This window comes from uncultured Polaribacter sp., from assembly GCF_947497125.1.
In the GTDB taxonomy this organism is placed as follows: domain Bacteria; phylum Bacteroidota; class Bacteroidia; order Flavobacteriales; family Flavobacteriaceae; genus Polaribacter.
The window spans coordinates 281,048-305,818 of the sequence record NZ_CANMFI010000002.1 but is presented as its reverse complement, the minus strand read 5'-3'; the positions used below and the strand labels follow the sequence as shown (position 1 = coordinate 305,818).

The following is a 24,771-nucleotide window of genomic DNA, read 5'->3' as shown; positions in this document are numbered from 1 at the left end:
ATGGCTTTAGATTCAAAAGTACCTCAAGGTCCACTTAAAGACAAATGGACAGATTATAAAAATCATATCAACTTGGTAAATCCTGCCAACAAACGTCACATAGATGTAATTGTTGTAGGTACAGGTTTAGCAGGTGGTTCTGCTTCTGCAACGTTAGCAGAATTAGGCTACAATGTAAAAGCATTTGCATATCAAGATTCTCCAAGAAGAGCGCATTCTATTGCAGCACAAGGAGGTATCAATGCAGCAAAAAATTATCAAGGAGATGGAGATTCAACCTACAGATTATTTTATGATACTGTAAAAGGTGGAGATTATCGTTCTCGTGAAGCTAACGTTTATCGTTTGGCTGAGGTTTCTGCAAATATCATCGATCAATGTGTGGCACAAGGTGTTCCTTTTGCACGTGATTATGGTGGTTTGTTAGACAACCGTTCTTTTGGTGGAGTTTTAGTTTCTAGAACTTTTTACGCAAAAGGGCAAACCGGACAGCAATTATTATTAGGTGCTTATTCTGCGATGAACCGTCAGATTGCACGTGGTAAAATAGAAATGTTTAACAGACATGAAATGTTAGACGTTGTTATTGTTGATGGAAAAGCAAGAGGAATTATTGCACGTAACTTAGTTACCGGAGAAATTGAGCGTCATTCTGCACACGCAGTAGTTATCGCCTCTGGCGGATATGGAAATGTTTATTTCTTATCTACAAACGCAATGGGATCTAACGTAACTGCAGGTTGGAAAGTACACAAGAAAGGAGCTTATTTTGCAAACCCTTGTTATACGCAAATTCACCCAACATGTATTCCTCGTTCAGGAGATTATCAGTCTAAATTAACCTTAATGTCTGAATCTTTAAGAAATGACGGACGTATTTGGGTGCCAAAACATTTAAAAGATGTTGAAGCAATAAAGGCAGGTACTTTAAAACCTACGCAATTAACAGAAGAAGATAGAGATTACTATTTAGAAAGAAGATATCCTGCTTTTGGTAACTTAGTGCCAAGAGATGTAGCTTCTAGAGCAGCTAAAGAGCGTTGCGACGCTGGTTATGGTGTAAATGCAACAGGTGAAGCTGTGTATTTAGATTTTGCGGCTTCTTTTGTAAGATACGGTAAAGAGCAAGCTAAAATTCATGGAATTACAAATCCTTCTGAAGCGAAAATAAAAGAATTAGGACAAGAAATTGTAAGAGCAAAATACGGTAACTTATTTCAGATGTACGAGAAGATCGTAGATGAAAATCCGTATGAAACGCCAATGATGATTTATCCTGCAGTACACTATACAATGGGTGGTGTTTGGGTAGATTATAACTTAATGACTACCATACCTGGTTGTTATGCTATCGGAGAAGCAAACTTCTCTGACCACGGAGCAAACAGATTGGGTGCTTCTGCATTAATGCAAGGTTTGGCAGATGGATATTTTGTATTACCATACACTATTGGAGATTATTTAGCAGATGATATTAGAACAGGAAAAATACCAACTGATACTCCAGAATTTGAAGCTGCTGAAAAAGAAGTTAAAGAAAGAATTGACTTTTTTATCAATAATAAAGGAACCCATTCTGTAGATTATTACCACAAAAAATTAGGTAAAATTATGTGGGAAGAGTGTGGTATGTCTAGAAATGCAGCTGGTTTAAAACAAGCTATAGAAGATATTTCTGCCTTAAGAAAAGATTTCTGGCAAAATGTTATTGTTCCTGGAACAGATACAGAATATAACGAGCAATTAGCAAAAGCGGGTAGAGTAGCAGATTTCTTAGAATTAGGAGAATTGTTTGCAAAAGACGCTTTGGTAAGAGAAGAATCTGCTGGAGGACATTTTAGAGAAGAGCACCAAACAGAAGACGGAGAAGCAAAAAGAATGAAAGAATTTCAATTTGTATCTGCTTGGGAATATAAAGGAGAGCCAAAAGATGCTGTATTGCATAAAGAAGCTTTAGAGTATGAGAATATAGAAGTTAAAGAAAGAAGTTATAAATAATATAGTTTATGGTTGATGGTTGTTAGTTTATGGAAACAACAACTAACAACAAACAACTAAAAACCAAAAACTAAAGAATATGAATCTTACATTAAAAATTTGGAGACAGAAAGACGCTAATTCAAAAGGTCAAATGACTGATTATCAAATATCAGACGTTTCAGATCACATGTCTTTCTTGGAAATGATGGATGTTTTAAACGAGCAAATCATTAATAAAGGTGAAGAGCCTGTTGCTTTTGACCACGATTGTAGAGAAGGTATTTGTGGTATGTGTTCTATGTATATTAATGGTGAAGCACATGGCCCAGATAGAGGTGTAACTACTTGTCAGTTACACATGCGTATGTTTAAAGATGGAGATACAATTACTATAGAGCCTTGGAAAGCAGCTGCTTTTCCGGTGATAAAAGATTTGGTAGTAGATCGTTCTGCGTTTGATAGAATTCAACATGCAGGAGGGTATATTTCTGTAAATACTTCTGGTAATACACAAGATGCAAACTCAATTCCGATTGCAAAACAAGCGGCAGATACAGCAATGGATGCTGCTACTTGTATTGGTTGTGGTGCTTGTGTAGCAACTTGTAAAAACAGTTCTGCAATGTTATTTGTGGGTGCAAAAGTATCTCAGTATGCTTTGTTACCTCAAGGACAAGTAGAAGCTGCAGACCGTGTAAAAAACATGGTAGCGCAAATGGATTTAGAAGGTTTTGGTAACTGTACAAATACAGGTGCTTGTGAGGTAGAATGTCCTAAAGGAATATCATTAGACAACATTGCAAGAATGAACAGAGAGTTAATGAAAGCCTCTATCTAATAGAATGCTTAAAACAGCTTTTTAATAGAGTTGTTTTTAAGAATACAACACCCCAAATGATATAAGTTTTGGGGTGTCTTTTTATTTAAAAGAAACCCAATACACTATTTAAACTATAATTAGCTATTTTTGTTTAAGTTTAAAAAGAAATCTGTTTGTTAAATTATTATACATACCCACATGAAACAGCCCAACAATGGGTAACTTTTGTACACGGTGCCGGAGGTAGTAGCTCTATATGGTATAAACAAATTAGAGATTTTAAAAAACATTTTAATGTTTTAATTTTAGACTTACGAGGGCACGGAAACAGCAAACCAAGCTTAAAAGACACTTTTAAGATAAAATATACTTTCGATTCTATAACCGCAGATATTGTTGAGGTAATAGATCATCTTAAAATTAAAAAAACACACTTTATCGGTATCTCTTTAGGAACTATTTTAATTAGAAACCTAGCAGAAAAAAGGCCCGAATTGGTACAAAGCATGATTATGGGTGGTGCCATTATAAAAATGAACTTTCGCTCTCAAATTTTAATGAAAGTGGGCAATATTTTTAAGTCTGTTGTACCTTATATGTTGCTATACAAATTGTTTGCATTTATTATAATGCCAAATAAAAACCATAAAAAATCGAGATTACTTTTTGTAAACGAAGCTAAAAAACTATACCAAAAAGAATTTATTAGATGGTTTAAATTAACGTCTGAAATTAACCCGCTATTACGTTTTTTTAGAACCAAAGACATTAAAATACCAACTTTATATGTTATGGGTTCAGAAGATCATTTGTTTTTACCTTCTATAAAAAATATTGTTGCAAAACACGTAAGCTCATCTCTTTTAATTATTGATAAATGTGGCCATGTTGTTAATGTAGAACAACCAGAAACATTTAACAGCCAAACAATTAAATTTATTACATCTTTATAATTTTCTCTTAATTATTAAGAATAAATCACCTATTTAATGAATTTATATAAAGTATATTTGCTTTTTAAAAGTTTTTTATATGAATCAGATAATTACATTTGGCGAAGTTTTAATGAGAATTTCACCAAGGGGAAACAAAAAATTTATTCAGTCTAATAATGTAGAATTTTATTTTGGAGGCACCGAAGTAAACGTTGGTATTTCTATAGCCAATTTTGGGGGTAATGTAAAACATATTAGCTGTATTTCTAATGATTTTATTGGAAATACCGCAATGTCTTATTTAAATAAGTTTGATTTAGATACCTCTGCTATTGTTCGCTCAAATAGACCTTTAGGCGTATATTTTTTAGAAGTTGGCGCTGTAATGAGGCCAAGTTCTATTTCCTACAACCGATCTCATTCTTCTTTTTCTGAAATTTTACCAAGCATGGTAAATTGGGAAAAATCTTTAGAAAACGGCCAATGGTTTCATTGGACAGGCATAACACCTGCATTGTGTAAAGGTGCAAAAGAAACACTTTTAGCAGGGTTAAAATTAGCAAGAGAAAAAGGACTTCAAGTATCAGCAGATCCTACTTACAGAAGTGGTTTGTGGAAGTACGGAGAAAATCCAAAAGAAGTTTTATCAGAATTAATTAATTATTCTACCATATTTATTGGGGGTGTAAATGAAATTAACGAACTACTAGACACCAACTACTCATTCTCTAATGAAGATTTTATAAAAGCATCTAAGCATTTAATGGAAAAGTACCCTTCTATAGAAAAAGTATTCGATAAAATTAGAACCGCAATCAATTCTTCATGGCATAAAATAAGAGCTAGAATGTTTAATGGCATAGAATTTAAGGAAACAGAAGACTTAGACATTACGCATATTATAGACAGAATTGGTACTGGAGATGCTTTTGCAGCCGGAATTATACATGGATTACAAAAATTTGATGATTATAAAGCAATGGAGTTTGGTGCAGCTGCTTGTGCAATAAAACACACTTATTTAGGTGATGTAAACTACGCTACCGAAGAAGAGGTAATTTCTATTTTAGATGGCAATACCTCGGGAAGATTACAGAGATAATAACAGGTATTTTAAACCGTGCTTATAACAAAACAAATTAAAAACCATAAAAAAAGCGAGTTATTCAACTCGCTTTTTTATCTATTTATTAAAATTATCTTTGCATTAAAGCTTCAATTTCATCTGCTTCAATAGGGATATTCCCCATTAAGTTAAAAGCCTCTCCTTGTTCTTTAATTATAACATCATCTTCTAAACGAATACCAAAACCTTCATCTGGTATATAAATACCTGGCTCTACAGTAAACACATTATTTGCTTGCATTGGTTCGTGTAAAAGTCCATAATCATGGGTGTCTAAACCAATATGGTGACTTGTGCCGTGCATGAAATATTTTTTATATGCTGGCCAATTTTTATCTTCATTTTGAACATCTGCTTTATCAAGTAAGCCTAATTTTAACAATTCCGAAGTCATAATATCCCCAACTTCTACATGATATTCTTTCCATAAAGTACCCGGAACTAATAATTTTGTAGCTTCCTTTTTAACATAATTTACCGCGTTGTAAACAGCTTTTTGTCTTTCAGTAAATTTACCCGAAACAGGGATTGTTCTAGACAAATCACTTTTATAATTTGCATACTCTGCAGCAATATCAAATAAAATTAAATCGCCCGCTTTACATTGCTTATTATTCTCTATATAATGCAATACATTTGCGTTGTTACCAGAAGCAATAATAGGTGTATATGCAAAACCTTTAGACCTGTTTTTTACAAATTCGTGCAACAATTCTGCTTCAATTTCATACTCCCAAACACCCGGTTTTACAAAATTTAAAATTCTTCGGAATCCTTTCTCTGTAATATTACAAGCGTGCTGCATTAAATTTAACTCTACAGTATCTTTTACCGAACGTAAACGCTGTAAAATAGGATTACTTTTAGCAACAGAATGCGCCGGATATTTTGCTAACAACCATTTTGTAAAACGGTCTTCGCGGGTTTGTGTTTCTACACTAGCTCTATAATGCTCGTTTGTGTTTATATAAAAAGTATCACAATATGTAGACAATTCAAAAAGCACTTTTTCTAAGTCTTGCAACCATAAAACTGTCTGTATACCACTTGTTTTAAAGGCAGCCTCTTTGGTTAGTTTTTCTCCTTCCCAAACCGCAATATGATCATTTGTTTCTCTAACAAATAAGATTTCTCTATAATTTTCATTTGGGCAATCTGGATACAGAAATAACACACTTTCTTCTTGATCTACACCGCTTAAATAAAAAATATCTCGGTGCTGCTCAAAAGGCATAGTACTATCTGCACTTATCGGATAAATATCGTTAGAATTAAAAACAGCCAAGCTATTTGATTGCATTGCAGCAGCAAAATTAGCACGGTTTTTTATAAATAAATTAGCATCTATTTTATCGTATTTCATAAAAATGTGTTTTATTAATAAAACAAAGGTAATCTTTTTACAAACTATTTTTGGGCGTTCGAGCGGGCTTTCCATTATATCTTTTTTCAAAAAAGAAAAAAGGATGCCATTTCAATCCCTAACGCGGGTTGGTGTTATTAATATTTTAATCTTGTCACTACGACGATAGAGAGAAGTCTCAAATCAGGTAGAAGTTAAAAGAGACTAGATGTTAGACTTATTGAAACAAGACTAATAAAACACAACTTTTGTCACTTCGACGAAAGGAGAAGTCTCATAACAGTGAAAAGTTGAAAAGAGGCTAGATGTTAGACTTATAGACACAAAACCGAATAAAACACAACCCTTGTCACTTTGAACGGTAGAGAGAAGTCTCATAACAGTGAGAAGTAATTTCTATCATTAAAAATTGACCAATCTATTTTTTATCACCCAAAAAAACCAATCAATAAATATAAAGCAACAGTTATAACTCCGCCAATTAAAGCATAGGGAAGTTGTGTTTTTACATGATCTATATGATCGCTTGCCGATGCCATCGAAGATATAATTGAAGTGTCTGAAATAGGAGAACAGTGGTCACCAAAAATTCCGCCACCTAAAGTTGCTGCAACAATTAACGTAATATCTGCTGCGTGAATATTTGCCATCGGAATAGAAATTGCAAGCATAATGGCAAAAGTACCCCAAGATGTTCCTGTAGAAAAGGCAATAAAAGAACTGATTATAAAAACAACAGCAGGCAATAATTCTGGCGATAACCATTCTTTAGACGCATTTGCAATATAAATACCAGTTTCTAACTCTTTACAGGCGTCGCCAATTGCAAAAGCAAGTAACATTAATAAGGCAAGTGGCATTAATTCACTTATGCCTTTTAGCGTTAAATCAATTGCTTCTTTTGGTTTCATAATTCCTTGAATAAAATACAGAATCATAGCGACTAAAAGCGCCGTTATAACAGCGTACAAAACAGATGAAGAACCAGAGCCTTCGCCAATTGCTTGCTGCATATGATTTAAAGTAGAGGTAGGATTTTTTACATTATTCCAACCGGTATATATTAAGTTTATAGGCATCATTAGTACCATTACCAATAATGGAATTACCATATTATATGCCTTTGCTTTTATGCCTTCTTTTGGCGGATATGAAGTTACAGAATCAGAAACCATTGGCTTTGAATTTTCATTCATTAGCTTCCCAGTTTCTTGAGTCCTTTTTTCTGCTTTAGCCATTAATCCAATATCTTTTTTACTTAGAATAACAATAAAAAGAATTAGTATGGCTAGCAAAGGGTAAAAATTGTATTTAATAGAACTCATCATTACCAAAAAAGGCTTGTCAATCTCTTGAGTTAACAATAACCCCATGATAAATGCACCCCAAGCATTAAACGGAATTAATATAGAAGAAGGTGCAGAGCTTGCATCTGCTATATATGCTAGTTTTTCTCTTGGTATTTTTAACGTATCAAAAATAGGTCTGTATAAAGTGCCAACTGTTAGAGAGCTAATACTAGTTTCTACAAATAGTAATATTCCTGTAAATGCGGCTAATACTTGCACCATAAATCTACTATAGCCGGTTTTTTTATGTTCTAATTTTGCTAACTTTTTATTGATTAAGTTGATAAAACCTTCAACACCTCTAGAGAATTGAATAAAAATTAAGAGCGCTCCAACCAAAGCACTAAACATAATTGTTCTAGTATTTCCTTCTGATTTAAATACATTTACCAGACCTTCTATCATTGCCAATGTGCCATCCAAAGGATTCCAACCTTTTATAATTAACCAAGAAAACCAAATACCAAAAAGCAAAGCAATGTATACTTGTTTAGTTCTTAGTGCCAAAATAATGGCTATAATTGGAGGTACTACAGATAAGAAACCGTATTCCATAAATATATTTTTTTATAAAGGTAGTAATTACTAATTCAGAAGTAAAATTTAACCCTATTTTTTGTGTTTTCGTAAAATTGTATAGTTAAAATTTCATATTTTGCAAAGAAGTAATTTTATAAATAAATGTAGACTATGATTAATTTTTCTTACCTAAATAGAAAACAAAACATTTCATCTTTACAAGAGACAGAGTTCGATTTGCTAATAATTGGTGGCGGTATAACAGGTGCAGGTATTGCTCTTGATGCGGCTTCTAGAGGAATGAAGGTAGCTTTAATAGAAAAAGACGACTTTGCTTCTGGTACCTCAAGTAAATCAACAAAATTAATTCATGGAGGGTTACGTTATTTAAAACAATTCGACTTTTGGTTGGTAAAAGAAGTAGGTACAGAGCGTGCAATTGTACATGATTTAGCACCGCATTTAGTAGTGCCAGAAAAAATGATTTTACCTTTAATAGAAGGCGGAACTTATGGTTCTTGGCTTACGTCAATTGGTTTAAAAGTGTATGATATTTTAGCATCTGTAGAAGGGGAAGACAAACGAAAGATGTTAAATAAAAAAGAAGCTTTAAAACAAGAACCACTGTTGCCAAATAAAATTTTAAATGGCGCAGGGTATTATGCCGAATATAGAACCGATGATGCTAGATTGACAATGGAAGTGTTAAAAACGGCTTTAAATTATAAGGCAACAATTTTAAATTATACTGCGGCAACTTCATTTATTTATAAAGAGAACCGAGTAGTTGGTGCAGAGGTTAAAGATATGTTTACAGATAAAAGTTTTTCTATTAAAGCAAAATATGTTGTAAATGCAACAGGTCCATGGGTAGATGAATTAAGGCAAACAAACCAATCTAAAACAGGTAAAAGATTACACTTAACAAAAGGGGTTCATTTAGTGGTGCCTCATGATAAATTACCTGTTAAGCAATCTGTTTATTTTGATGTGCCAGATGGTAGAATGATGTTTGCAATACCACGTGGTAAAGTTACTTATTTCGGAACTACAGACACCAATTATCAAGAAGATAAAAACAATGTAGCCACAAGTTTGGTAGATGCTACTTATTTAATTTCTACAGTTAACAATATGTTTCCAGAAATTAATATAACTTTAAATGATGTAGAGTCTTCTTGGGCTGGTTTACGTCCGTTAATACATGAAGAGGGTAAATCTGCATCAGAATTATCTAGAAAAGACGAGTTATTTGTTTCAGAAACAGAATTAATCTCAATTGCTGGCGGCAAACTTACAGGCTATCGAAAAATGGCAGAACGTATTGTAGACTTAGTTGCAAAAAAGTACAAACGTAGATTTGATAAAGATTTTAAAGAAATTAAGACTAAGAAGATTGTTCTTTCTGGTAGTGCATTTAAAAACTACAAAGAGGTTAAAAGTTATATAGATGCTATTTACAATAGAATAGCAGAGGTTGGTTTTACACAAAAAGATGCAGAATATTTAGTGTACAATTATGGGCAACAAACAGATGTAATTTTAAAGAAATTTGATACTCTATTAGATGAAAATCAACAACAAAGGTTAATAAAAGCAGAAGTTTGGTTTACTATAAACTACGAAATGGCTTGCACACCAACCGACTTTTTTATGAGAAGAACAGGAAGATTGTTTTTTGATATGCCTAGCGTAAAAGAGTATAAAAGTATAGTGCTACAAGAGTTTAAAAATACGTTTCTTTGGGATGATAAAACTGCGGATATACATTTAAGTACTTTAGATAAAAATTTAAAAGAGGCAGTTACTTTCGAGTAATACCTCTTTTAATGTGTTAAAAAATTAATCTAGTACAATTTCTTTGGTCTCAGAAATAAAAGTACCATCGTTCGAATAACCTTCAATAAATATTTTCACACTGTTATATTGTATGTTTTCTATATTAAATTGTATGTTATTTTTATTATCAATTTTATTGATAGGTAACCAATCGATTACACCATAAGATCTATAAAAAGAACTATTGTAGTTTTGATATTTAGGGGTGTAATATATTTTTTCTTTGCTAAAAGTAACCGGAAACTGAAACTCTTGTGTGCTCTTAGTATCATTTTTAACAACGGTTAAACTTGGGTCTGTAAAAATTTTAACAACTCCTGCACCTCCTCGGATGCCTTCTCCGAATCCATTTCTATTTACTTCTATGTAATCAATAATAGACATATCAAAATTAGATAAAATACTAAAGTCAAAAAGCTGCATTCCATCTAAATAAATTACCGGGGTATCTCCGGCATTAATAGAGATGGCACCTCTAGCTTTAATACTAAAGTTACCGGCCAAATCATCAAAAGCATTAAACCCCCTGGCGTTTAAAAAAGTAGCTAAGTTTGCCCCTTCTTTTCTGTCGGCATCGCTTAAAATTACAGCTCTACCAAAAGACTTACTTTTTATTTTCTCAATTCTTCTTTCCTCTAAATTCGCTTTTATAATTACCTCATCTATTTCTTGTACTTCATTTATAGAGTTGGTTATAAGTGTTTCATTATTCATGGTGTTTTCTTCCACGACAATGTTTTGCGTATCTTTAAATAAGGTATATTCTTTATTTAATTCTGGTATATTGTTTGGGTAAAATTGTGGATACAATCTAGCGGGTACTAATTTTCCTTTATTTTCTATTTTAGATATTCTAATGCTCTCCTCTGAATTTGGAAAAAGATCTGTTGCCAAAAATTCGTTTTCATTTTTATTTAAAACATAATAATTTGGCTTTCTACTGTTACCACTATAAATTACATATTTACTACCTAACGGATTGTTTATTGTAGCTTTTAAGGTAATTCCTTTTTCAAAAAAGTGATTTAAATTAGCCGAACTATTAAATATATGATACCAAGAATAGCTGCTCCAACCTTGTGTTAATAGTAAATTGTCTAGATAATATTTTGTAGCGTTGCTATTGTCCTTAAAGTAAAATTGCGGATTTTCGATAGCGCCTTTTATATAAGGTTGTAGATAGGTTTGAGAAAGAATATTTTGTTGTTGAGTATAACTTTTTGTTTTTAAAGGCAATACAGAAATGCTAAAATTGTTTAAGGCTGTAGTATCTACATTTTTATAGGTAAATGAGATTGCCAAAGAATCTGATCTCTTTTTTACTTTAATTGCACTGGCCTTTGCAATCTTAATACCTTCATGGTTAAAAACCATTCTTTCTGCAATTGGGTTATTATTTTCATCAAAAAGAGTAAAAATATTAATACCAGGAGTTAAATTTTCATTTTTAAAGATTTTGGTAACTGTTTTTTCAGTAAAGTCAAAAGGAAATGAAGTAACACTAGTTCCGTTATGAAGTGTTACTTTATAGCTATCATTTTGTAAGTTTTTAAATGTAAAATTATTTGTTTTTATTGAAATTATGACATCGCCTCTTTTCTGAATAGCAGATAGAATAATACCATTTTGTGCTATTTTATCTAATTTATAAATACTAGTTTCGTCATTACATGTAATTTTAGCAGTGTAGCTTTTGTTTTTTTCTGGAACAATAGAAAACCTACCTATACCAAGTTCATTAACTTTAAAAGAGGTAATTACTTCGTTTTTTTCATCAATAATATCACCAGTAACATTTGGTACACCGTAGCCAAGTTTGTTTTTTAAAATAACTCCAACTGTGTTTCTAATGTTATAAAGTAAGTGACCGCTTTCTGGTAAAAATTGAGCATCTATTTGGTTAGAAATACTTTCATTCTCTATACTTTTTGTTTTATTTGGGTCTATTACATTAAAAGAGGAAGCAAAAAAGTTTTGTTCATTAAAATTTTTCATCCAATTTGTGTAGGCCAAAAAAGTATATTCTCCAGAATAAAATAAAGAGTCTATTTTAAAAAGGTTGTTTGCAACTCCATTTTTTACTTCTAACAATTGTTCTTTTACTGTTGTGTTATTTTTATCTTTAATTACGCAGTAAAGATTTTTTGTCGCTAAAGACAGTTTCTTATCATTTTTACTAAAAAGATATGCAGTAAAGCCGATATCTTCATTTACGATATAAGTAGATTTATTTAAGTGAACGTATGCAATTTCTCTAGGCTTTTGTGTAAATTGATAGAAAGCCGTATCAATATTTTTTTCTTTATATAACTCTTGTGCAGAGCTATAGAATTGAGAGATTAATAATATTAATACAATAGGTCTGAAATACTTTTTTTCTTTTAGCTGCATATTATTTTTTTAATTATAAATTAACAAAAACTATGCCAATTCACTATTAAAAAGATGCTTGTTTTATAAATAATTTACATTACTTGTCTTTTTTAAAAATACAATTCTTGAGCAAGTCTAAACGTATTTGCATGTGCATTTACAATCGTTTTTATGTCTGGTGAATATCCGCCACCCATAGAGCACATAACCGGAATTTTATTTTTGAAGCACGTTTGTAAAACAAACCGATCTCTTTCTTTACAACCATTTATGGTTAGCGAAATTTTGCCTAGTTTATCTGTTTCTAAAACATCTACACCACATAAATAATAAATAAAATCTGGTTTTTCTTGCTGGATGAGTTTTGGTAAAGTTTCTTTTAAAATTGATAAATACTCTAAGTCTTTTGCATCGTTCTCTATGGCAATATCTAAGTCAGATATTTCTTTTTTAAAAGGATAGTTACTTTTACCGTGCATAGAAAATGTAAAAACGGTAGCATCATTTTTAAAAATTTCTGCAGTTCCGTTGCCTTGATGTACATCTAAATCTATCATTAAAACCTTATTTACAAGGCCTTTGTTTTGAAGATATTTTGCACCAATGGCTTGGTCGTTTAACATACAAAAAGCTTCGCCTCTATTAGAAAACGCATGGTGTGTACCACCAGCAATATTCATTGCAATTCCGTTTTTTAAAGCAAATTCTGATGCTTTGATAGTGCCGTCTGCAATAATCATTTCTCTTTTAATTAGAGTTTCTGATAACGGAAAACCAATTTTACGCGCTGCTTTTTGAGAAAGCGTACCATTTACTAAATCAGAAAAATAATCAGAATCATGTACTGTTAAAAAATGGCTTTTATCTGCTATTTCTGGTGTAAAGAAATTGTCTTCTTTACAAGTTCCTTCGTATAGTAATTGTTGAGGCAAAAGGTCATATTTTTCCATAGGAAAACGATGTCCTTCTTTTAATTCATGTTTGTAAATTGGGTGATATGCTATTTTTAGCATTAACTAACTTGTTGTCCGTTTTTTACCGCTTTTTCAGGCTCCATAAAAGCCAATTTACCATCGGGTGTATCGGTCATTAAAATCATTCCTTGGCTTTCTACACCACGTATTTTTCTGGGTGCTAAATTTACCAAAACAGATACTTGTTGACCTATAATATCTTCAGGAGAAAAACTCTCTGCAATACCAGAAACAATGGTTCTTGTATCGATACCAACATCAACTTTTAATTTTAACAACTTTTTAGTTTTCGCTACTTTTTCAGCCTCTAAAATAGTACCAATTCTAATGTCTAATTTGGTAAAATCGTCAAACTCTATCGTTTCTTTTTGTGGCTCTATAACTTTGTTTTCTTGTTCGTTGGCAATTTTTGTTGCTTCCAATTTTTCTATTTGAGTCGCTATTGTTTGGTCTTCAATTTTAGAAAACAACAACGCTGCTTTATTTATTTGATGATTTGCAGGAATTAAAATGTCTTTTTCACTAACTTCTTTCCAAGTTAAAGAATTTTTTAAAACATCACTATTCATATTTAAAATACCCTTTAGTTTGCTAGCAGTAAAAGGAATAAATGGCTCAGATAAAACCGCTAATGCAGCTGAAATTTGTAGCGCAACGTACATAATTGTTTGCACTCGATCTGCATCTGTTTTTATTACTTTCCAGGGTTCTTCATCTGCTAAATACTTGTTTCCTAGTCTTGCCAAATTCATTAATTCTTGGCTTGCTTCTCTAAAACGATATCTTTGTATAGATTTTCCAATCGTGTTCGGAAATTCTTTTAAAGCAGCTAAAACATCTTCATCTACTTCTGTAAAATCGTTAGGTGTAGGTATAATTCCTGTGTAATATTTGTTGGTTAAAACTACAACTCTGTTTATAAAGTTGCCAAAAATAGCCACCAATTCGTTGTTGTTTTTTGCCTGAAAATCTTTCCAAGTAAAATCGTTGTCTTTACTTTCTGGTGCATTTGCAGTTAATGTATAACGCAAAATATCTTGCTGATCAGGAAATTCTTCTAAATATTCGTGCAACCAAACAGCCCAATTTTTAGAAGTTGATAATTTATTGCCTTCTAAATTTAAAAACTCGTTAGCAGGTACATTGTCTGGTAAAATATAATCACCATGCGCTTTTAACATACTCGGGAAAATAATACAGTGAAAAACAATATTGTCTTTCCCAATAAAATGCACCAATTTTGTATCGTCTTTTTTCCAGTAATCTTCCCAGTTTTTACCTTCTCTTTCTGCCCATTCTTTGGTTGATGAAATGTAGCCAATTGGCGCATCAAACCAAACATACAACACTTTTCCGTCTGCATCTTTTAAGGGTACAGGTATGCCCCAATCTAAATCTCTAGTTACGGCTCTAGGTCTTAATCCGTCATCAATCCAACTTTTTACCTGACCATATACATTTGGTTTCCAGTCTTTTTTATGACCCTCTAAAATCCATTCTCTTAAAAATGTTTCATGTTTGTCTAAAGGTAAAAACCAGTGTTTTGTTTCTTTAATGGTAGGAGTATTTCCGGTAATAGAAGATTTTGGATTGATTAAATCTGTTGCGTTATGAGAGGTACCACAACTTTCGCATTGGTCTCCGTAACTTTCTTCGAATCCACATTTCGGACAAGTTCCTACCACAAACCTATCTGCAAGAAATTGATCTGCTTCTGCATCGTATAATTGTGCAGAAACCTCTTCTACAAACTCACCATCATTGTACATTTTTGTAAAGAATTCTGAAGCAGTTTCGTGATGTACTTGCGCAGAAGTTCTAGAATAATTATCAAAAGAGATCCCAAAATCTTCGAAAGATTTTTTAATAATTGTGTGGTATTTATCAATAATAACTTGCGGAGAAACACCTTCTTTCTTTGCCCTCATTGGTATGGCTGCACCATGTTCATCAGAACCAGAAATATAGGCAACATCTTTGCCTGTTAAACGCAAATAACGCGCATAAATATCTGCCGGAACGTACACACCTGCTAAATGCCCAATATGTATAGGGCCATTTGTGTAGGGTAAAGCTGCTGTAATTGTATATCTTTTTGGAGCACTCATAGTGTTTCTCTTAATTTTAGGTACAAAAAATGTAGCGCAAAAGTACAAAAAAGAGCCTTTTAAAAGCCATGGTTTTTTACTACATTTACAATAAGTCTATTTTTAGACAGCTATTGATAAGAAAAAGACCTGCTTTAAAGAAACTTCTATTGGTTTTACGGTAGGTTTGGGTTGGTACAAAATATATAGAAATGAAAAATAGAATAAGTACACTTTTACTTTTATTGAGTTTTTTAATAACAAATGCTCAAGAAAAATTAACCGCGCCTCCATATCTAAAAAAAGGAGATACAATTGCGATTGTTGCACCTGCAGGAATTTTAAAAGGTAGAGCTGCAACCATAGAAAAAGCTAAAAAATTATTAGAAAGTTGGGGTTTAAAAGTTGTTTTAGGTAAAAATTTATTCAACCAAAATAATCATTTTTCTGGTACTGATGCAGAGCGTTGTCAAGATTTTCAAGATGCATTAGATGCTAAAAATATCAAAGCTATTTGGGCTGCAAGAGGCGGATATGGCTCTGTAAGAATACTTGATAAGTTAGATTTTTCAAAATTTAAAAAAAATCCAAAATGGGTAATTGGTTATTCTGATATTACCGCTTTTCACAACCATATTCATCATTTAGGTTTCGAAACCTTGCATGCAATGATGGCTACCAGCTTAGAAGAAAAACCAGCCGAAACTACCAATACCATTGCAAGTTTTAAGAAAGCACTTTTTGGAGAAACATTAAGTTACGCCTTTACAGATAAAGAAGTCAATAGAAAAGGCCAGTTAAACATTAACGAATTAAAAGGACAATTAATAGGAGGTAATTTAGCCATATTAGCGTCTATGTTAGGTTCTGAAAGTCAATTAAATACTGATAATAAAATTCTTTTTATTGAAGAAGTTGGCGAATACAAATACTCGATAGATAGAATGTTGCAAAGCTTAAAACGTGCAGGTTATTTTACCAAAGTTAAGGCTGTTATTATTGGAGACCTGTCTTTAATTAAAAAGAATTCTACTAATTGGGGTAGTTCTGTAGAGCAATTAATTTTAGAAGCCATTCCTAAAGATATACCCGTTTTATTCAACTTTCCGGCAGGTCACGAACCCGACAATAGAGCTTTAATTTTTGGTAGAGAAGTATCTTTAGAGGTTGATATGGAAGATTGTTTGCTAGATTTTTCTAAAAATTAAGAATGGCACAACACAATGAACTTGGTAAAGAAGGCGAAAAAATTGCGGTTGATTTTTTAATAAAAAAAGGCTATAAAATTTTAGAAACCAACTATCGTTATTTAAAAGCCGAAATAGATATTATTGCTCAAAAAGGTCAAATTTTAGCTGCTATAGAAGTAAAAACACGGTCTTCAGATTATTTTCAAGACCCGCAAGACGCTGTTAATGCTAAAAAAATAAAGCTAATGGTTTCTGCAATGGATTATTATGTAGTTCAAAGAGATGTAGACGCAGAGGTGCGGTTTGATATTGTTGCTATTTTACATCAAAAAAACAATATAGAGATTACACATTTAAAAGATGCTTTTTTATATTTTTAAGTGTTTATTTTTCTGAAACTCCTTCTATAAATAGTTTTAAATCTTCTAACTCCGCTGGTTTTGCAATAATTTTTTTGTCTTTATCTAGAACAAAATAGGTTGGTGTAGCCATGATGTTGTAAGTTCTAGCAATCTTATTTTCCCACTTGTTCAAGCCTAGTACATGGTGCCAATTAGATAAATTAACAATCTTGTTTTTCCAGCCAAAATCGTTTTTTTCTAAAGAAACGGCTATAACTTTTACGTCTTTTTTATCATTTAAATAGGTGTGTACTTCAGGAATTTCTTTTAAACAATGTGAGCAAGTTGTACTCCAAAAAACCAACACATAGTTTTTGGCTTCTTCTAAAGATAGTAATTGTAGTGTTTTTCCATTTTCTACCCAACTAAAATCAGGAGCAATTCTTCCAATTTCAGAGGCAAACAAACTCTTTTTTTCAGAAGCAAATGTTGTGTTTTGATGTATTTCTGGTAGTTTATCATAGTATTCTTCAAATAAAAAATCTATAATTTCTAAGTTTTTAGTTGTTTCAAATTGCGCAATTAAAAACTCAATTACCTCACTTTTAAAGGCATCATCATCAATTTTAGAAAACACTGTTTGTATAGATTTTTTATAAATTTTTTGCTGAACTTCAGGGTTCTCAGAATAGTTGATGTAGAATACAAAATCTGTAATTCTGTTGATTAAAAAAGCTGAGCTTTTTAGCGCTTGATTTGAAAAATCCATATGATCAAAAAAAGTACTTGAAATGGTTGTCATATACTCTTTTGCACTTGTTTTAATTTCATCCGAATTAGTTCTTAAAGTCGCTTTTATAAAAGGTTGCACATACATGCCTTGCGTTTCAGTAATGTATTTTGATTGAATTTGTAGAATACGAGACAGTAGGCTAACGTAATTAGAACTTAGATTTATATTTGGTTGTTGTAATGCAGTAATTTGTAGAGAATCTAATTTTTGTTGTGCGGGCAAAATTTCATTAAGGTACTCTCTGTAAACAATATTTTCTTCAGACTCAGAGAAAATAGCAGTTTGTTCTGGATATTCTGGATGAAACGCCACACTTACATTTTCATTATTAAAAATAAAATCTAAAAAACCAGTACCATCCGTTTTATAACTAATTCTATAGGTGCCTTTTTTTGTGTCTTGTAATAAATCGAATTTAAAAGTACTTATTTCTTGTTTTTCACCATCAATTAAAACACTATCTTTTTTAAGCGTTGTATTTTGTATAAACTTTTGTCTTGCACCTTCTATTTTATACAAAATAACCCAGTCTGTTTCTAAAGAGCTTGTTAGTGTTCCGTTTACAGAAAATTGCGCCTGTGTAAAAGAGCTAATGAATAGTAATAAAATAAGTATTTGTTTCATTTTTACGATAGGTTTTTTATTTCTTGTAAATCCTTTATTCTAACAACAATACCAAAAATACTATTTCTGAAACAAATTCGGTATCTTGTAACAAAAAAACAAACATGTATTTTTCTAATAAGGTTGTATGGGTAACAGGCGCTTCTTCTGGCATAGGAAAAGCTTTGGCCTTAGAATTAAATAAAAAAGGCGCAAAACTAATTTTGTCTTCTAGAAAAGAAGAAGCTTTAGAAGCGGTAAGAAGTCTATGCATTGATAAAGAGCAAGTAAAAATAGTAGCTTTAGATTTAGAAAATTATAGCGATTTACACTTAAAAGCCAAAGAAGCTATTGCTTGTTTTGGTAGTATTGATATTTTAATAAACAATGGTGGTATTAGTCAGCGTTCTTTGGCCAATAACACCTCGATAGCGGTAGATAAGCAGTTAATGGATATTAATTATTTAGGCACTGTTGCGTTAACCAAAGCTATTTTACCACATTTTATAGCTAAAAACAAAGGAGTTTTTGCTGTTACTACAAGCATTGTGGGTAAAATTGGCACCCCTTTGCGTTCTAGCTATGCTGCTAGTAAGCATGCGTTGCATGGTTTTTTTGATAGTTTACGGGCAGAAAATCATCACAATAATATTTCTGTAACATTGCTTTGTCCTGGTTTTGTACAGACCAATATTTCTAAGAATGCCTTAACAGGTAACGGACAAGCTTTAGGTAAAATGGATGCTGCTACAGAAAACGGAATGTCTGCAGAAAAGTGTGCCATACAAATGCTAAAGGCGATTAAAAACAACCGAAAAGAAGTATATATTGCTGGTTCAAAAGAAAAATTAGGCGTCTATGTAAAACGTTTTTTGCCGAACTTATTTGCTGTTTTAGTAAGAAAAATGAGTGTTACTTAGCCTAAATAAACTTTAGATTTTCAAAGTAATTTACAATCGCTTCTTTCATTAAAACAGTTTGTTCTCCTGGTTTCAGGTTTGGCAATTCTGTAAGTGTTTTATAGTGTGGCCAACCGTCTTCATCAAAATAATCAAACTCATAATACCCATATGGTTCTAGTAATTTACAAATTGCAATGTGCATTAGGTTTACCTTTTCGTCTTTTTTAAAAGACCGATGTCCTTGTCCTAATTCTTGAACGCCCACCAAGTAAATAACAGCATCAATATTTAAAGTATCACCTTCGGCAAATTGCTTGGTTAGCTTTTCTATTAATAAATTCCATTTTTCTTTTAAACTAACTATTTCTGGCATTTTGTGTTTTATTTAGTCCCTCAAAGATACAACCGACATTTTTAAATTGTAAAAAAAATTATGTAGGTTTGAAAAAATTATTTTTTATGAATGTTTTTGATATTATTATCGCTGCATTATTACTTTTTGGCTTTGTAAGAGGTTTAATGAAAGGGTTATTTGTAGAGGTTGCCTCTTTAGCGGCATTAGTTGCTGGTGTATACGGCGCTATTCATTTCTCTTATTTTATATCAGATTATTTAAGTGAAGCCGTTTCTTGGCAGGCAGAATATGTTTCTTTAGTTTCTTTTGCAATCACTTTTGTGGTAATTATCATCGCAATTTCTTTACTAGGTAAATTACTAACTAAAATTGCAGATTTTGCATCATTAGGTATAATCAATAAAATTGTAGGTGGCGTCTTCGGAGCCTTAAAAATAGGTTTAATTTTAAGTGTTGTCTTTATTTTCTTCGGAAAAATGAATGACACCATCCCTTTTGTTAAAAAAGAAACATTAAACACCTCTATTTTATACAAACCCGTTAAAAAAATTGCCCCAACTATTTTTCCTTCAATTATTAAAGAACATATAGAATCTTCAGAAGAGTAATTTTGTTACCCTTTGCTGTCTAGTGTTTTTAACCAACCATAATCGTTTTTAATAACATTTTCTTTTTCTGTTTTCACATAATTTAAAAAGGCAATTGCTACAGGAGATAGTTTTTTGTTTTTTAAATAAATTAGTTTCCAATCAGATTTTAATGGAAGTCCCTTTGCAGGAATTATTTTAATTTCCTTTTGATGCAATTCATTCTTAATACTTAAAAGAGAGACAATAGACGCTCCAATACCAGCAACTACCGCTTGTTTAATAGCTTCATTAGAAGTAAGTTCTAATTTAATTTTTGGTAAAATTTTCTCTTTTTTAAAAAATTGTTGCATGGTATGTCTTGTTCCCGAACCTTCTTCTCTAAAAATTAATGGGGTCGATTTTAAAATAGATTCTCCTTTTCTTTTTGTCAGTTCGCTATTTTTAGAAGCCACCAAAACAAGTTTATTTTCCATAATAGGCAGTTCTAACAAATCTAAATGTTTCGGTGTTACAGTAACTAAAGAAAAATCAACCAAATTTTGCTCTAAATCTTTCACCACTTTTGCTTTGTTAGAAACGTCTAAAACCAACTCTACCTTAGGGTGTTTTTTTAGAAAACCATTTAAAAAATAAGGAATTACATAATTTCCTGTAGATACCACAGAGAGGCTTAATTTACCAGACAATAATCCTTTAAAAGCAGCTGTCTTATACTTTATTTCATCTGTTTTTTTTAGTATTTCGGTAGCCTTCTCGTAAATTTCTCTTCCAAATTCTGTAACATAAAATTGTTTTCCTATAATTTCTGATAAAGGAATTTCGAACTGGTTCTGAAAATTTTTTAATTGAATAGAAGCCGCTGGCTGAGTCATATTTAACATATTCGCAGCTTTTGTAATGCTATTTTTTTCTACAATTGTTGTAAATATTTTTAATTGATGTAAAGTAAAATTCATAAATTATTGTTATGTATAACATAACAAATTTAAATAAAAATATATGATTTATAGGTGTTAGTTTTGCCCAAAAAACAAAAACAAATGAATGTAGATGTCTTAATTAGCAACTTAACAAACCCAGTTCTATTATTTTTTATTTTGGGTATTTTTGCAACTATTGTAAAAAGCGATTTAAAAATACCTGCTTCTTCCTCAAAATTTATTTCACTTTATTTACTATTTGCCATCGGTTTTAAAGGAGGTCAAGAGCTTTCTCATAGTACTTTTGATACCGAAATAGTGTATTCAATTATTTTTGCAATTATCCTTTCTACTATTGTCCCTGTGTATTCTTTCTTTTTGTTAAAGAAAAAAGTGGGTACTCCAAATGCAGGCGCAATTGCTGCAGCTTATGGCTCTGTAAGTGCAGTAACTTTTGTAACCGCAGTTGCATTTTTAGAAAATCAGGGTATAAGCTATGGCGGTCATATGGTGGCTATTATGGCTATTATGGAATCGCCAGCCATTATTGTAGGAGTTGTTTTAATTGTTCTTTTTGATAAAACTCGCAAAGAAAATAAATCGATTCCTAAGTTAGTAGCTCATTCTTTTACCGGTGGTAGCGTATTAATGCTTATTGGTAGTTTGGTAATTGGTTTGGTTGCCGATGCAAGTCAGGCAAGAGGTATAGAGCCTTTTACAACAGATATTTTTAAAGGGTTTTTATCTTTATTTTTACTAGAAATGGGAATGCTAACTGCCAGTAGAATTAAAGGCTTTAAAAAGCACGGTATTTTCTTATTTGTTTTTGGTATTGTAATACCACTACTAAATGGAGTAGTTGTAGCGTATTTTAGTCAATACATCACCTCTAGTGAAGGCAATAGATTGTTGTTTGCAATTTTAGCTGCAGGCGCTTCTTATATTGCGGTTCCTGCTACTATGAAACTAGCAGAACCTAGAGCAGACGCAGGTATTTACGTGCCCATGGCTTTAGGTATTACCTTTCCTTTTAATATTACTATTGGTATGCCCATTTATTATGCAGTAATTCAAATGTTTTAAGGGCTATTATTTTTTATAAAGCCATCAGAAGATTAATTTTTCTGATGGCTTTTTTATGTATTTAATCTAAATCTAATGTAAAAATATCATCTAAATGAGCGGCACTATCCATAGATACTTTTAAATCTTTAATAATACCATCATTTAAACCATACACCCAACCATGTATTTCTAGGCCAGATTCACTTTTCCAGGCGCTTTGAATGATCGATGTTTTTGCCAAATCGTATACTTGTGCAATTACGTTTAACTCTACCAATCTATCAAACCTCTTTTGATCGTCTGGTATTTTTTTAAGTTCGGTATAATTATCTTTGTATACTTCTTTAATATTTCTGATCCATTTATTAATCAACCCTAAAGATTTATTCTGCATTGCAGCTTGTACACCACCACAACCATAATGACCGCAAACAATAACGTGTTTTACTTTTAAATGATTTACAGCATAATCTAGTACACTTAACATATTCATGTCTGTGTGTACTACCATATTTGCAATATTTCTATGCACAAATATTTCTCCTGGTAAGGTGCCCGTTATTTGGTTTGCAGGCACTCTACTATCTGCACAACCAATCCATAAAACAGGCGGTTTTTGACCTTTAGATAGTTCTTCAAAATATTTTGGATCTGTGTCTAATTTCTTTTGTACCCAATCTTTATTATTGTCTAATAGTTGGTGATAATAAGTGTTTTTCATAATTTTTTGATTTTGTTAGTTTGTATCTTTTATATTTTTTTGAATCCATTTAGCACATTCGTCAAAGGATTTAAAAATATGATTTTTAGGTATAAAATCTGGAATAATATCAATACGTTCCATCATATACCTAGGTTGTTGTAGTAAGTTTACAAACAATACTTCTACATTTTTTGTTTTTAAATCTTGCAACATGTCTTCCATAGCATAAAGCCCCGATTGATCCATATATTGCATTCTACCTAGACGCATAATTACTGTTTTAGCAGTATCAGGTATTTGTTCGGATAACGCTTGAAAATCACTTGTAGAACCAAAAAACAAAGGTCCTTTAATGTGTTTGATAAAAACCTCTTCCTTTAAATTCTTCGGAAATCCTTTTTCATCAGGCCAAGCCTCTTCATCCAACGCTTTAACATCAGATCTTTCAGCTGTTAAATCGCCTATTTTCTTCATAAACATTAAAGAAGCAATTACAAGTCCGATTCCTACGGCATAAACTAAATTCCAAAAGGTAGATAATAATAAAACAATTATCATTATTAGTACTTCAGAACTTAACTTTAGTGGTCCTAATTTAATGTCTTTTGGCAAACTAGGAATCGCTTTTAGACCTTTATAATCCATTACCCCAATACCTACAGTAATTAAGATACCTGCCAAAACTGCTGCAGGTATTTTAGATGCTACAGGGCCTAAACCTAACATAATTACAAGTAACATTAAACCAGCAATCATACCAGAAAGCTTTGTTTTACCACCGGCGTTTATATTTACTACGGTTCTAATAGTTGCTCCTGCTCCTGGTATACCACCAAATAAGGCCGCTATCGTATTACCAATACCTTGCCCAACTAATTCTTTATTAGGCTTGTGTTTGGTTTTAGTCATGTTGTCTGCAACCACACTGGTTAATAGCGAGTCAATAGCGCCTAAAAGCGCTAGCGTTAAAGCGGTAAAAATATAGGGTGTTAGACTGGATAGAGAAAAACCTGTAAAAATTTCCCATTTAATTTGTGGTATTCCACTAGGAATTTCTTGTATTGTTCGGTAATCCAATCCAAAGAAAACAGCAATGCCAGATACTACAATTAATGCAACCAGTGTACTTGGTACTTTAGTTGTAATTCTTTTAAAACCATATATAATAACAATGGTGCCAAGTGCTAACAATAACTCTAGTAAGTTAATGTTTTTTAGTGCTTTCGGAATGGCTTTAATTGCACCCAAAGCACCAGAGGTCTCTTTTGCGGCTAAAGTTTGCGATTCTTTTAAGATATCATCCGAAGAAATTTGCGAAGCTCTACTGATTGTTTCTTTAAAATTTTCTAAGACTAAAATACCTTCGCCAGCTTCTTCTTTTAAAATGTTTTCTAAAATAACCTCTTCTGCTTGAGCTTTAAATGTTGATACAAATTCAGTATCTTCTTTTGGATAATATCCTACAGAAGGAAGTACTTGTGTTAAAAGAATTATAAGTCCGATTGCAGTCATAAAACCAGAAACAACAGGGTAGGGAATGTAACGGATGTATTTACCCAAACCAATAATTCCCAAACCAATTTGAAACAAACCAGCCAATACAAATACAGTTAAAATTGCGGGCAAGGCTTTGGTAACATCGCCATCATTAGCAGCAATAATACCGGCAATAACAACCATACTTACGGCAGTCATAGGGGCAGTTGGCCCAGATATTTGAGTGTTTGTGCCTCCAAAAAGGGCTGCAAAAAAACTGATAAAAATAGCGCCATATAAACCTGCTGTAGGGCCAAGGCCAGAAGAGACACCGAATGCGAGTGCTAAAGGTAGGGCAACAATACCTGCTGTAATACCTCCAAAAGCATCTCCTTTAATGTTAGAAAATATTTTTTTCATAATTATTATTTTACCTACGTGTTATAAAGGTAGGTTTCGTTAAAATTA

Annotated in this window: 20 protein-coding genes; 10 read left to right on the top strand and 10 right to left on the bottom strand. The window is 32.1% G+C overall.

The window, feature by feature from the left end:
* The 4 genes from Q0678_RS04490 to Q0678_RS04475 all read left to right on the top strand — a co-directional run bounded on the left by Q0678_RS04490 (position 1) and on the right by Q0678_RS04475 (position 4,837).
* The gene (locus tag Q0678_RS04490; RefSeq protein ID WP_299054528.1) at positions 1 to 1,998 is read left to right on the top strand and encodes a fumarate reductase/succinate dehydrogenase flavoprotein subunit; all 1,998 of its coding nucleotides are present in this window, start codon (positions 1 to 3) and stop codon (positions 1,996 to 1,998) included.
* Positions 1,999 to 2,077: 79 nt separating this feature from the next.
* Entirely contained in the window at positions 2,078 to 2,818 is a 741-nt protein-coding gene (locus Q0678_RS04485) for a succinate dehydrogenase/fumarate reductase iron-sulfur subunit (RefSeq protein ID WP_299054526.1), read from the top strand.
* 155 nt (positions 2,819 to 2,973) lie between these two features.
* The gene (locus Q0678_RS04480; RefSeq protein WP_299054523.1) at positions 2,974 to 3,753 is read left to right on the top strand and encodes an alpha/beta hydrolase; all 780 of its coding nucleotides are present in this window, start codon (positions 2,974 to 2,976) and stop codon (positions 3,751 to 3,753) included.
* Between the two features lie 79 nt (positions 3,754 to 3,832).
* Positions 3,833 to 4,837 carry a sugar kinase gene (locus tag Q0678_RS04475; protein ID WP_299054520.1) on the top strand — a complete coding sequence of 335 codons (1,005 nt, stop codon included), beginning with the start codon at positions 3,833 to 3,835 and terminating at the stop codon, positions 4,835 to 4,837.
* Positions 4,838 to 4,931: 94 nt separating this feature from the next.
* Here the strand turns inward: Q0678_RS04475 and Q0678_RS04470 are convergent, their stop codons facing one another.
* Together Q0678_RS04470 and Q0678_RS04465 are read right to left on the bottom strand one after the other, a co-directional pair.
* Positions 4,932 to 6,224: an aminopeptidase P family protein gene (locus Q0678_RS04470; protein WP_299054517.1), complete on the bottom strand. Its 1,293-nt coding sequence runs from the start codon at positions 6,222 to 6,224 to the stop codon at positions 4,932 to 4,934.
* Positions 6,225 to 6,652: 428 nt separating this feature from the next.
* Entirely contained in the window at positions 6,653 to 8,128 is a 1,476-nt protein-coding gene (locus Q0678_RS04465) for a Na+/H+ antiporter NhaC family protein (protein ID WP_299054513.1), read from the bottom strand.
* A 135-nt stretch (positions 8,129 to 8,263) separates the two neighbouring features.
* On the opposite strand from Q0678_RS04465, the gene Q0678_RS04460 reads away from it, so the two are divergent.
* The gene (locus tag Q0678_RS04460; RefSeq protein WP_299054510.1) at positions 8,264 to 9,910 is read left to right on the top strand and encodes a glycerol-3-phosphate dehydrogenase/oxidase; all 1,647 of its coding nucleotides are present in this window, start codon (positions 8,264 to 8,266) and stop codon (positions 9,908 to 9,910) included.
* A 24-nt stretch (positions 9,911 to 9,934) separates the two neighbouring features.
* Here the strand turns inward: Q0678_RS04460 and Q0678_RS04455 are convergent, their stop codons facing one another.
* From Q0678_RS04455 to metG, 3 genes are all read right to left on the bottom strand, one after another.
* Positions 9,935 to 12,322: a hypothetical protein gene (locus Q0678_RS04455; RefSeq protein ID WP_299054507.1), complete on the bottom strand. Its 2,388-nt coding sequence runs from the start codon at positions 12,320 to 12,322 to the stop codon at positions 9,935 to 9,937.
* 92 nt (positions 12,323 to 12,414) lie between these two features.
* Positions 12,415 to 13,317 (bottom strand): histone deacetylase, encoded by a 903-nt coding sequence (locus Q0678_RS04450; RefSeq protein WP_299054504.1) that lies wholly within the window; start codon positions 13,315 to 13,317, stop codon positions 12,415 to 12,417.
* Positions 13,317 to 15,386, bottom strand: coding sequence for a methionine--tRNA ligase (metG, locus tag Q0678_RS04445; RefSeq protein WP_299054501.1), 2,070 nt, complete (start codon positions 15,384 to 15,386; stop codon positions 13,317 to 13,319). The genes Q0678_RS04450 and metG overlap by 1 nt, the downstream gene beginning before the upstream one ends.
* Positions 15,387 to 15,577: 191 nt before the next feature.
* Between metG and Q0678_RS04440 the strand changes: the two genes are divergently transcribed.
* A complete protein-coding gene (locus Q0678_RS04440) occupies positions 15,578 to 16,573 on the top strand; it encodes an LD-carboxypeptidase (protein ID WP_299054498.1) in 996 nt (331 codons plus the stop codon).
* A gap of 2 nt (positions 16,574 to 16,575) precedes the next feature.
* The gene (locus tag Q0678_RS04435) at positions 16,576 to 16,935 is read left to right on the top strand and encodes a YraN family protein (RefSeq protein ID WP_299054495.1); all 360 of its coding nucleotides are present in this window, start codon (positions 16,576 to 16,578) and stop codon (positions 16,933 to 16,935) included.
* Positions 16,936 to 16,939: 4 nt separating this feature from the next.
* Here Q0678_RS04435 and Q0678_RS04430 read toward each other — a convergent pair whose 3' ends face one another.
* Complete coding sequence (locus Q0678_RS04430; protein ID WP_299054467.1) at positions 16,940 to 18,313, bottom strand: TlpA disulfide reductase family protein; 1,374 nt, start codon at positions 18,311 to 18,313, stop codon at positions 16,940 to 16,942.
* A gap of 104 nt (positions 18,314 to 18,417) precedes the next feature.
* Between Q0678_RS04430 and Q0678_RS04425 the strand changes: the two genes are divergently transcribed.
* Positions 18,418 to 19,212: an SDR family oxidoreductase gene (locus Q0678_RS04425; protein WP_299054464.1), complete on the top strand. Its 795-nt coding sequence runs from the start codon at positions 18,418 to 18,420 to the stop codon at positions 19,210 to 19,212.
* Position 19,213: 1 nt separating this feature from the next.
* Here the strand turns inward: Q0678_RS04425 and Q0678_RS04420 are convergent, their stop codons facing one another.
* On the bottom strand, positions 19,214 to 19,567 hold the full coding sequence (locus tag Q0678_RS04420) for a hypothetical protein (RefSeq protein WP_299054461.1): 354 nt from the start codon (positions 19,565 to 19,567) through the stop codon (positions 19,214 to 19,216).
* Positions 19,568 to 19,653: 86 nt separating this feature from the next.
* Here Q0678_RS04420 and Q0678_RS04415 point away from each other — a divergent pair, with 86 nt between their 5' ends.
* Positions 19,654 to 20,157 carry a CvpA family protein gene (locus tag Q0678_RS04415; RefSeq protein ID WP_299054970.1) on the top strand — a complete coding sequence of 168 codons (504 nt, stop codon included), beginning with the start codon at positions 19,654 to 19,656 and terminating at the stop codon, positions 20,155 to 20,157.
* 5 nt (positions 20,158 to 20,162) lie between these two features.
* Here the strand turns inward: Q0678_RS04415 and Q0678_RS04410 are convergent, their stop codons facing one another.
* Entirely contained in the window at positions 20,163 to 21,095 is a 933-nt protein-coding gene (locus Q0678_RS04410; protein WP_299054459.1) for a LysR family transcriptional regulator, read from the bottom strand.
* An 84-nt stretch (positions 21,096 to 21,179) separates the two neighbouring features.
* On the opposite strand from Q0678_RS04410, the gene Q0678_RS04405 reads away from it, so the two are divergent.
* On the top strand, positions 21,180 to 22,142 hold the full coding sequence (locus Q0678_RS04405) for a sodium-dependent bicarbonate transport family permease (RefSeq protein WP_299054457.1): 963 nt from the start codon (positions 21,180 to 21,182) through the stop codon (positions 22,140 to 22,142).
* A 61-nt stretch (positions 22,143 to 22,203) separates the two neighbouring features.
* On the opposite strand, the gene can is transcribed toward Q0678_RS04405, so the two are convergent.
* Together can and Q0678_RS04395 are read right to left on the bottom strand one after the other, a co-directional pair.
* Positions 22,204 to 22,845 carry a carbonate dehydratase gene (can, locus tag Q0678_RS04400; RefSeq protein ID WP_299054455.1) on the bottom strand — a complete coding sequence of 214 codons (642 nt, stop codon included), beginning with the start codon at positions 22,843 to 22,845 and terminating at the stop codon, positions 22,204 to 22,206.
* Between the two features lie 15 nt (positions 22,846 to 22,860).
* Positions 22,861 to 24,723, bottom strand: a complete 1,863-nt coding sequence (locus Q0678_RS04395; protein ID WP_299054453.1) for a SulP family inorganic anion transporter — start codon at positions 24,721 to 24,723, stop codon at positions 22,861 to 22,863.
* Between the last annotated feature and the right edge of the window lie 48 nt (positions 24,724 to 24,771).

Bases quoted from the DNA above. Each gene is read 5' to 3' on its own strand.
- Q0678_RS04490 (WP_299054528.1), top strand. From the start codon at position 1: ATGGCTTTAGATTCAAAAGTACCTCAAGGTCCACTTAAAGACAAATGG.
- Q0678_RS04485 (WP_299054526.1), top strand. From the start codon at position 2,078: ATGAATCTTACATTAAAAATTTGGAGACAGAAAGACGCTAATTCAAAA.
- Q0678_RS04475 (WP_299054520.1), top strand. From the start codon at position 3,833: ATGAATCAGATAATTACATTTGGCGAAGTTTTAATGAGAATTTCACCA.
- Q0678_RS04470 (WP_299054517.1), bottom strand. From the start codon at position 6,224: ATGAAATACGATAAAATAGATGCTAATTTATTTATAAAAAACCGTGCT.
- Q0678_RS04465 (WP_299054513.1), bottom strand. From the start codon at position 8,128: ATGGAATACGGTTTCTTATCTGTAGTACCTCCAATTATAGCCATTATT.
- Q0678_RS04460 (WP_299054510.1), top strand. From the start codon at position 8,264: ATGATTAATTTTTCTTACCTAAATAGAAAACAAAACATTTCATCTTTA.
- Q0678_RS04455 (WP_299054507.1), bottom strand. From the start codon at position 12,322: ATGCAGCTAAAAGAAAAAAAGTATTTCAGACCTATTGTATTAATATTA.
- Q0678_RS04450 (WP_299054504.1), bottom strand. From the start codon at position 13,317: ATGCTAAAAATAGCATATCACCCAATTTACAAACATGAATTAAAAGAA.
- metG (WP_299054501.1), bottom strand. From the start codon at position 15,386: ATGAGTGCTCCAAAAAGATATACAATTACAGCAGCTTTACCCTACACA.
- Q0678_RS04440 (WP_299054498.1), top strand. From the start codon at position 15,578: ATGAAAAATAGAATAAGTACACTTTTACTTTTATTGAGTTTTTTAATA.
- Q0678_RS04435 (WP_299054495.1), top strand. From the start codon at position 16,576: ATGGCACAACACAATGAACTTGGTAAAGAAGGCGAAAAAATTGCGGTT.
- Q0678_RS04430 (WP_299054467.1), bottom strand. From the start codon at position 18,313: ATGAAACAAATACTTATTTTATTACTATTCATTAGCTCTTTTACACAG.
- Q0678_RS04425 (WP_299054464.1), top strand. From the start codon at position 18,418: ATGTATTTTTCTAATAAGGTTGTATGGGTAACAGGCGCTTCTTCTGGC.
- Q0678_RS04420 (WP_299054461.1), bottom strand. From the start codon at position 19,567: ATGCCAGAAATAGTTAGTTTAAAAGAAAAATGGAATTTATTAATAGAA.
- Q0678_RS04415 (WP_299054970.1), top strand. From the start codon at position 19,654: ATGAATGTTTTTGATATTATTATCGCTGCATTATTACTTTTTGGCTTT.
- Q0678_RS04410 (WP_299054459.1), bottom strand. From the start codon at position 21,095: ATGAATTTTACTTTACATCAATTAAAAATATTTACAACAATTGTAGAA.
- Q0678_RS04405 (WP_299054457.1), top strand. From the start codon at position 21,180: ATGAATGTAGATGTCTTAATTAGCAACTTAACAAACCCAGTTCTATTA.
- can (WP_299054455.1), bottom strand. From the start codon at position 22,845: ATGAAAAACACTTATTATCACCAACTATTAGACAATAATAAAGATTGG.
- Q0678_RS04395 (WP_299054453.1), bottom strand. From the start codon at position 24,723: ATGAAAAAAATATTTTCTAACATTAAAGGAGATGCTTTTGGAGGTATT.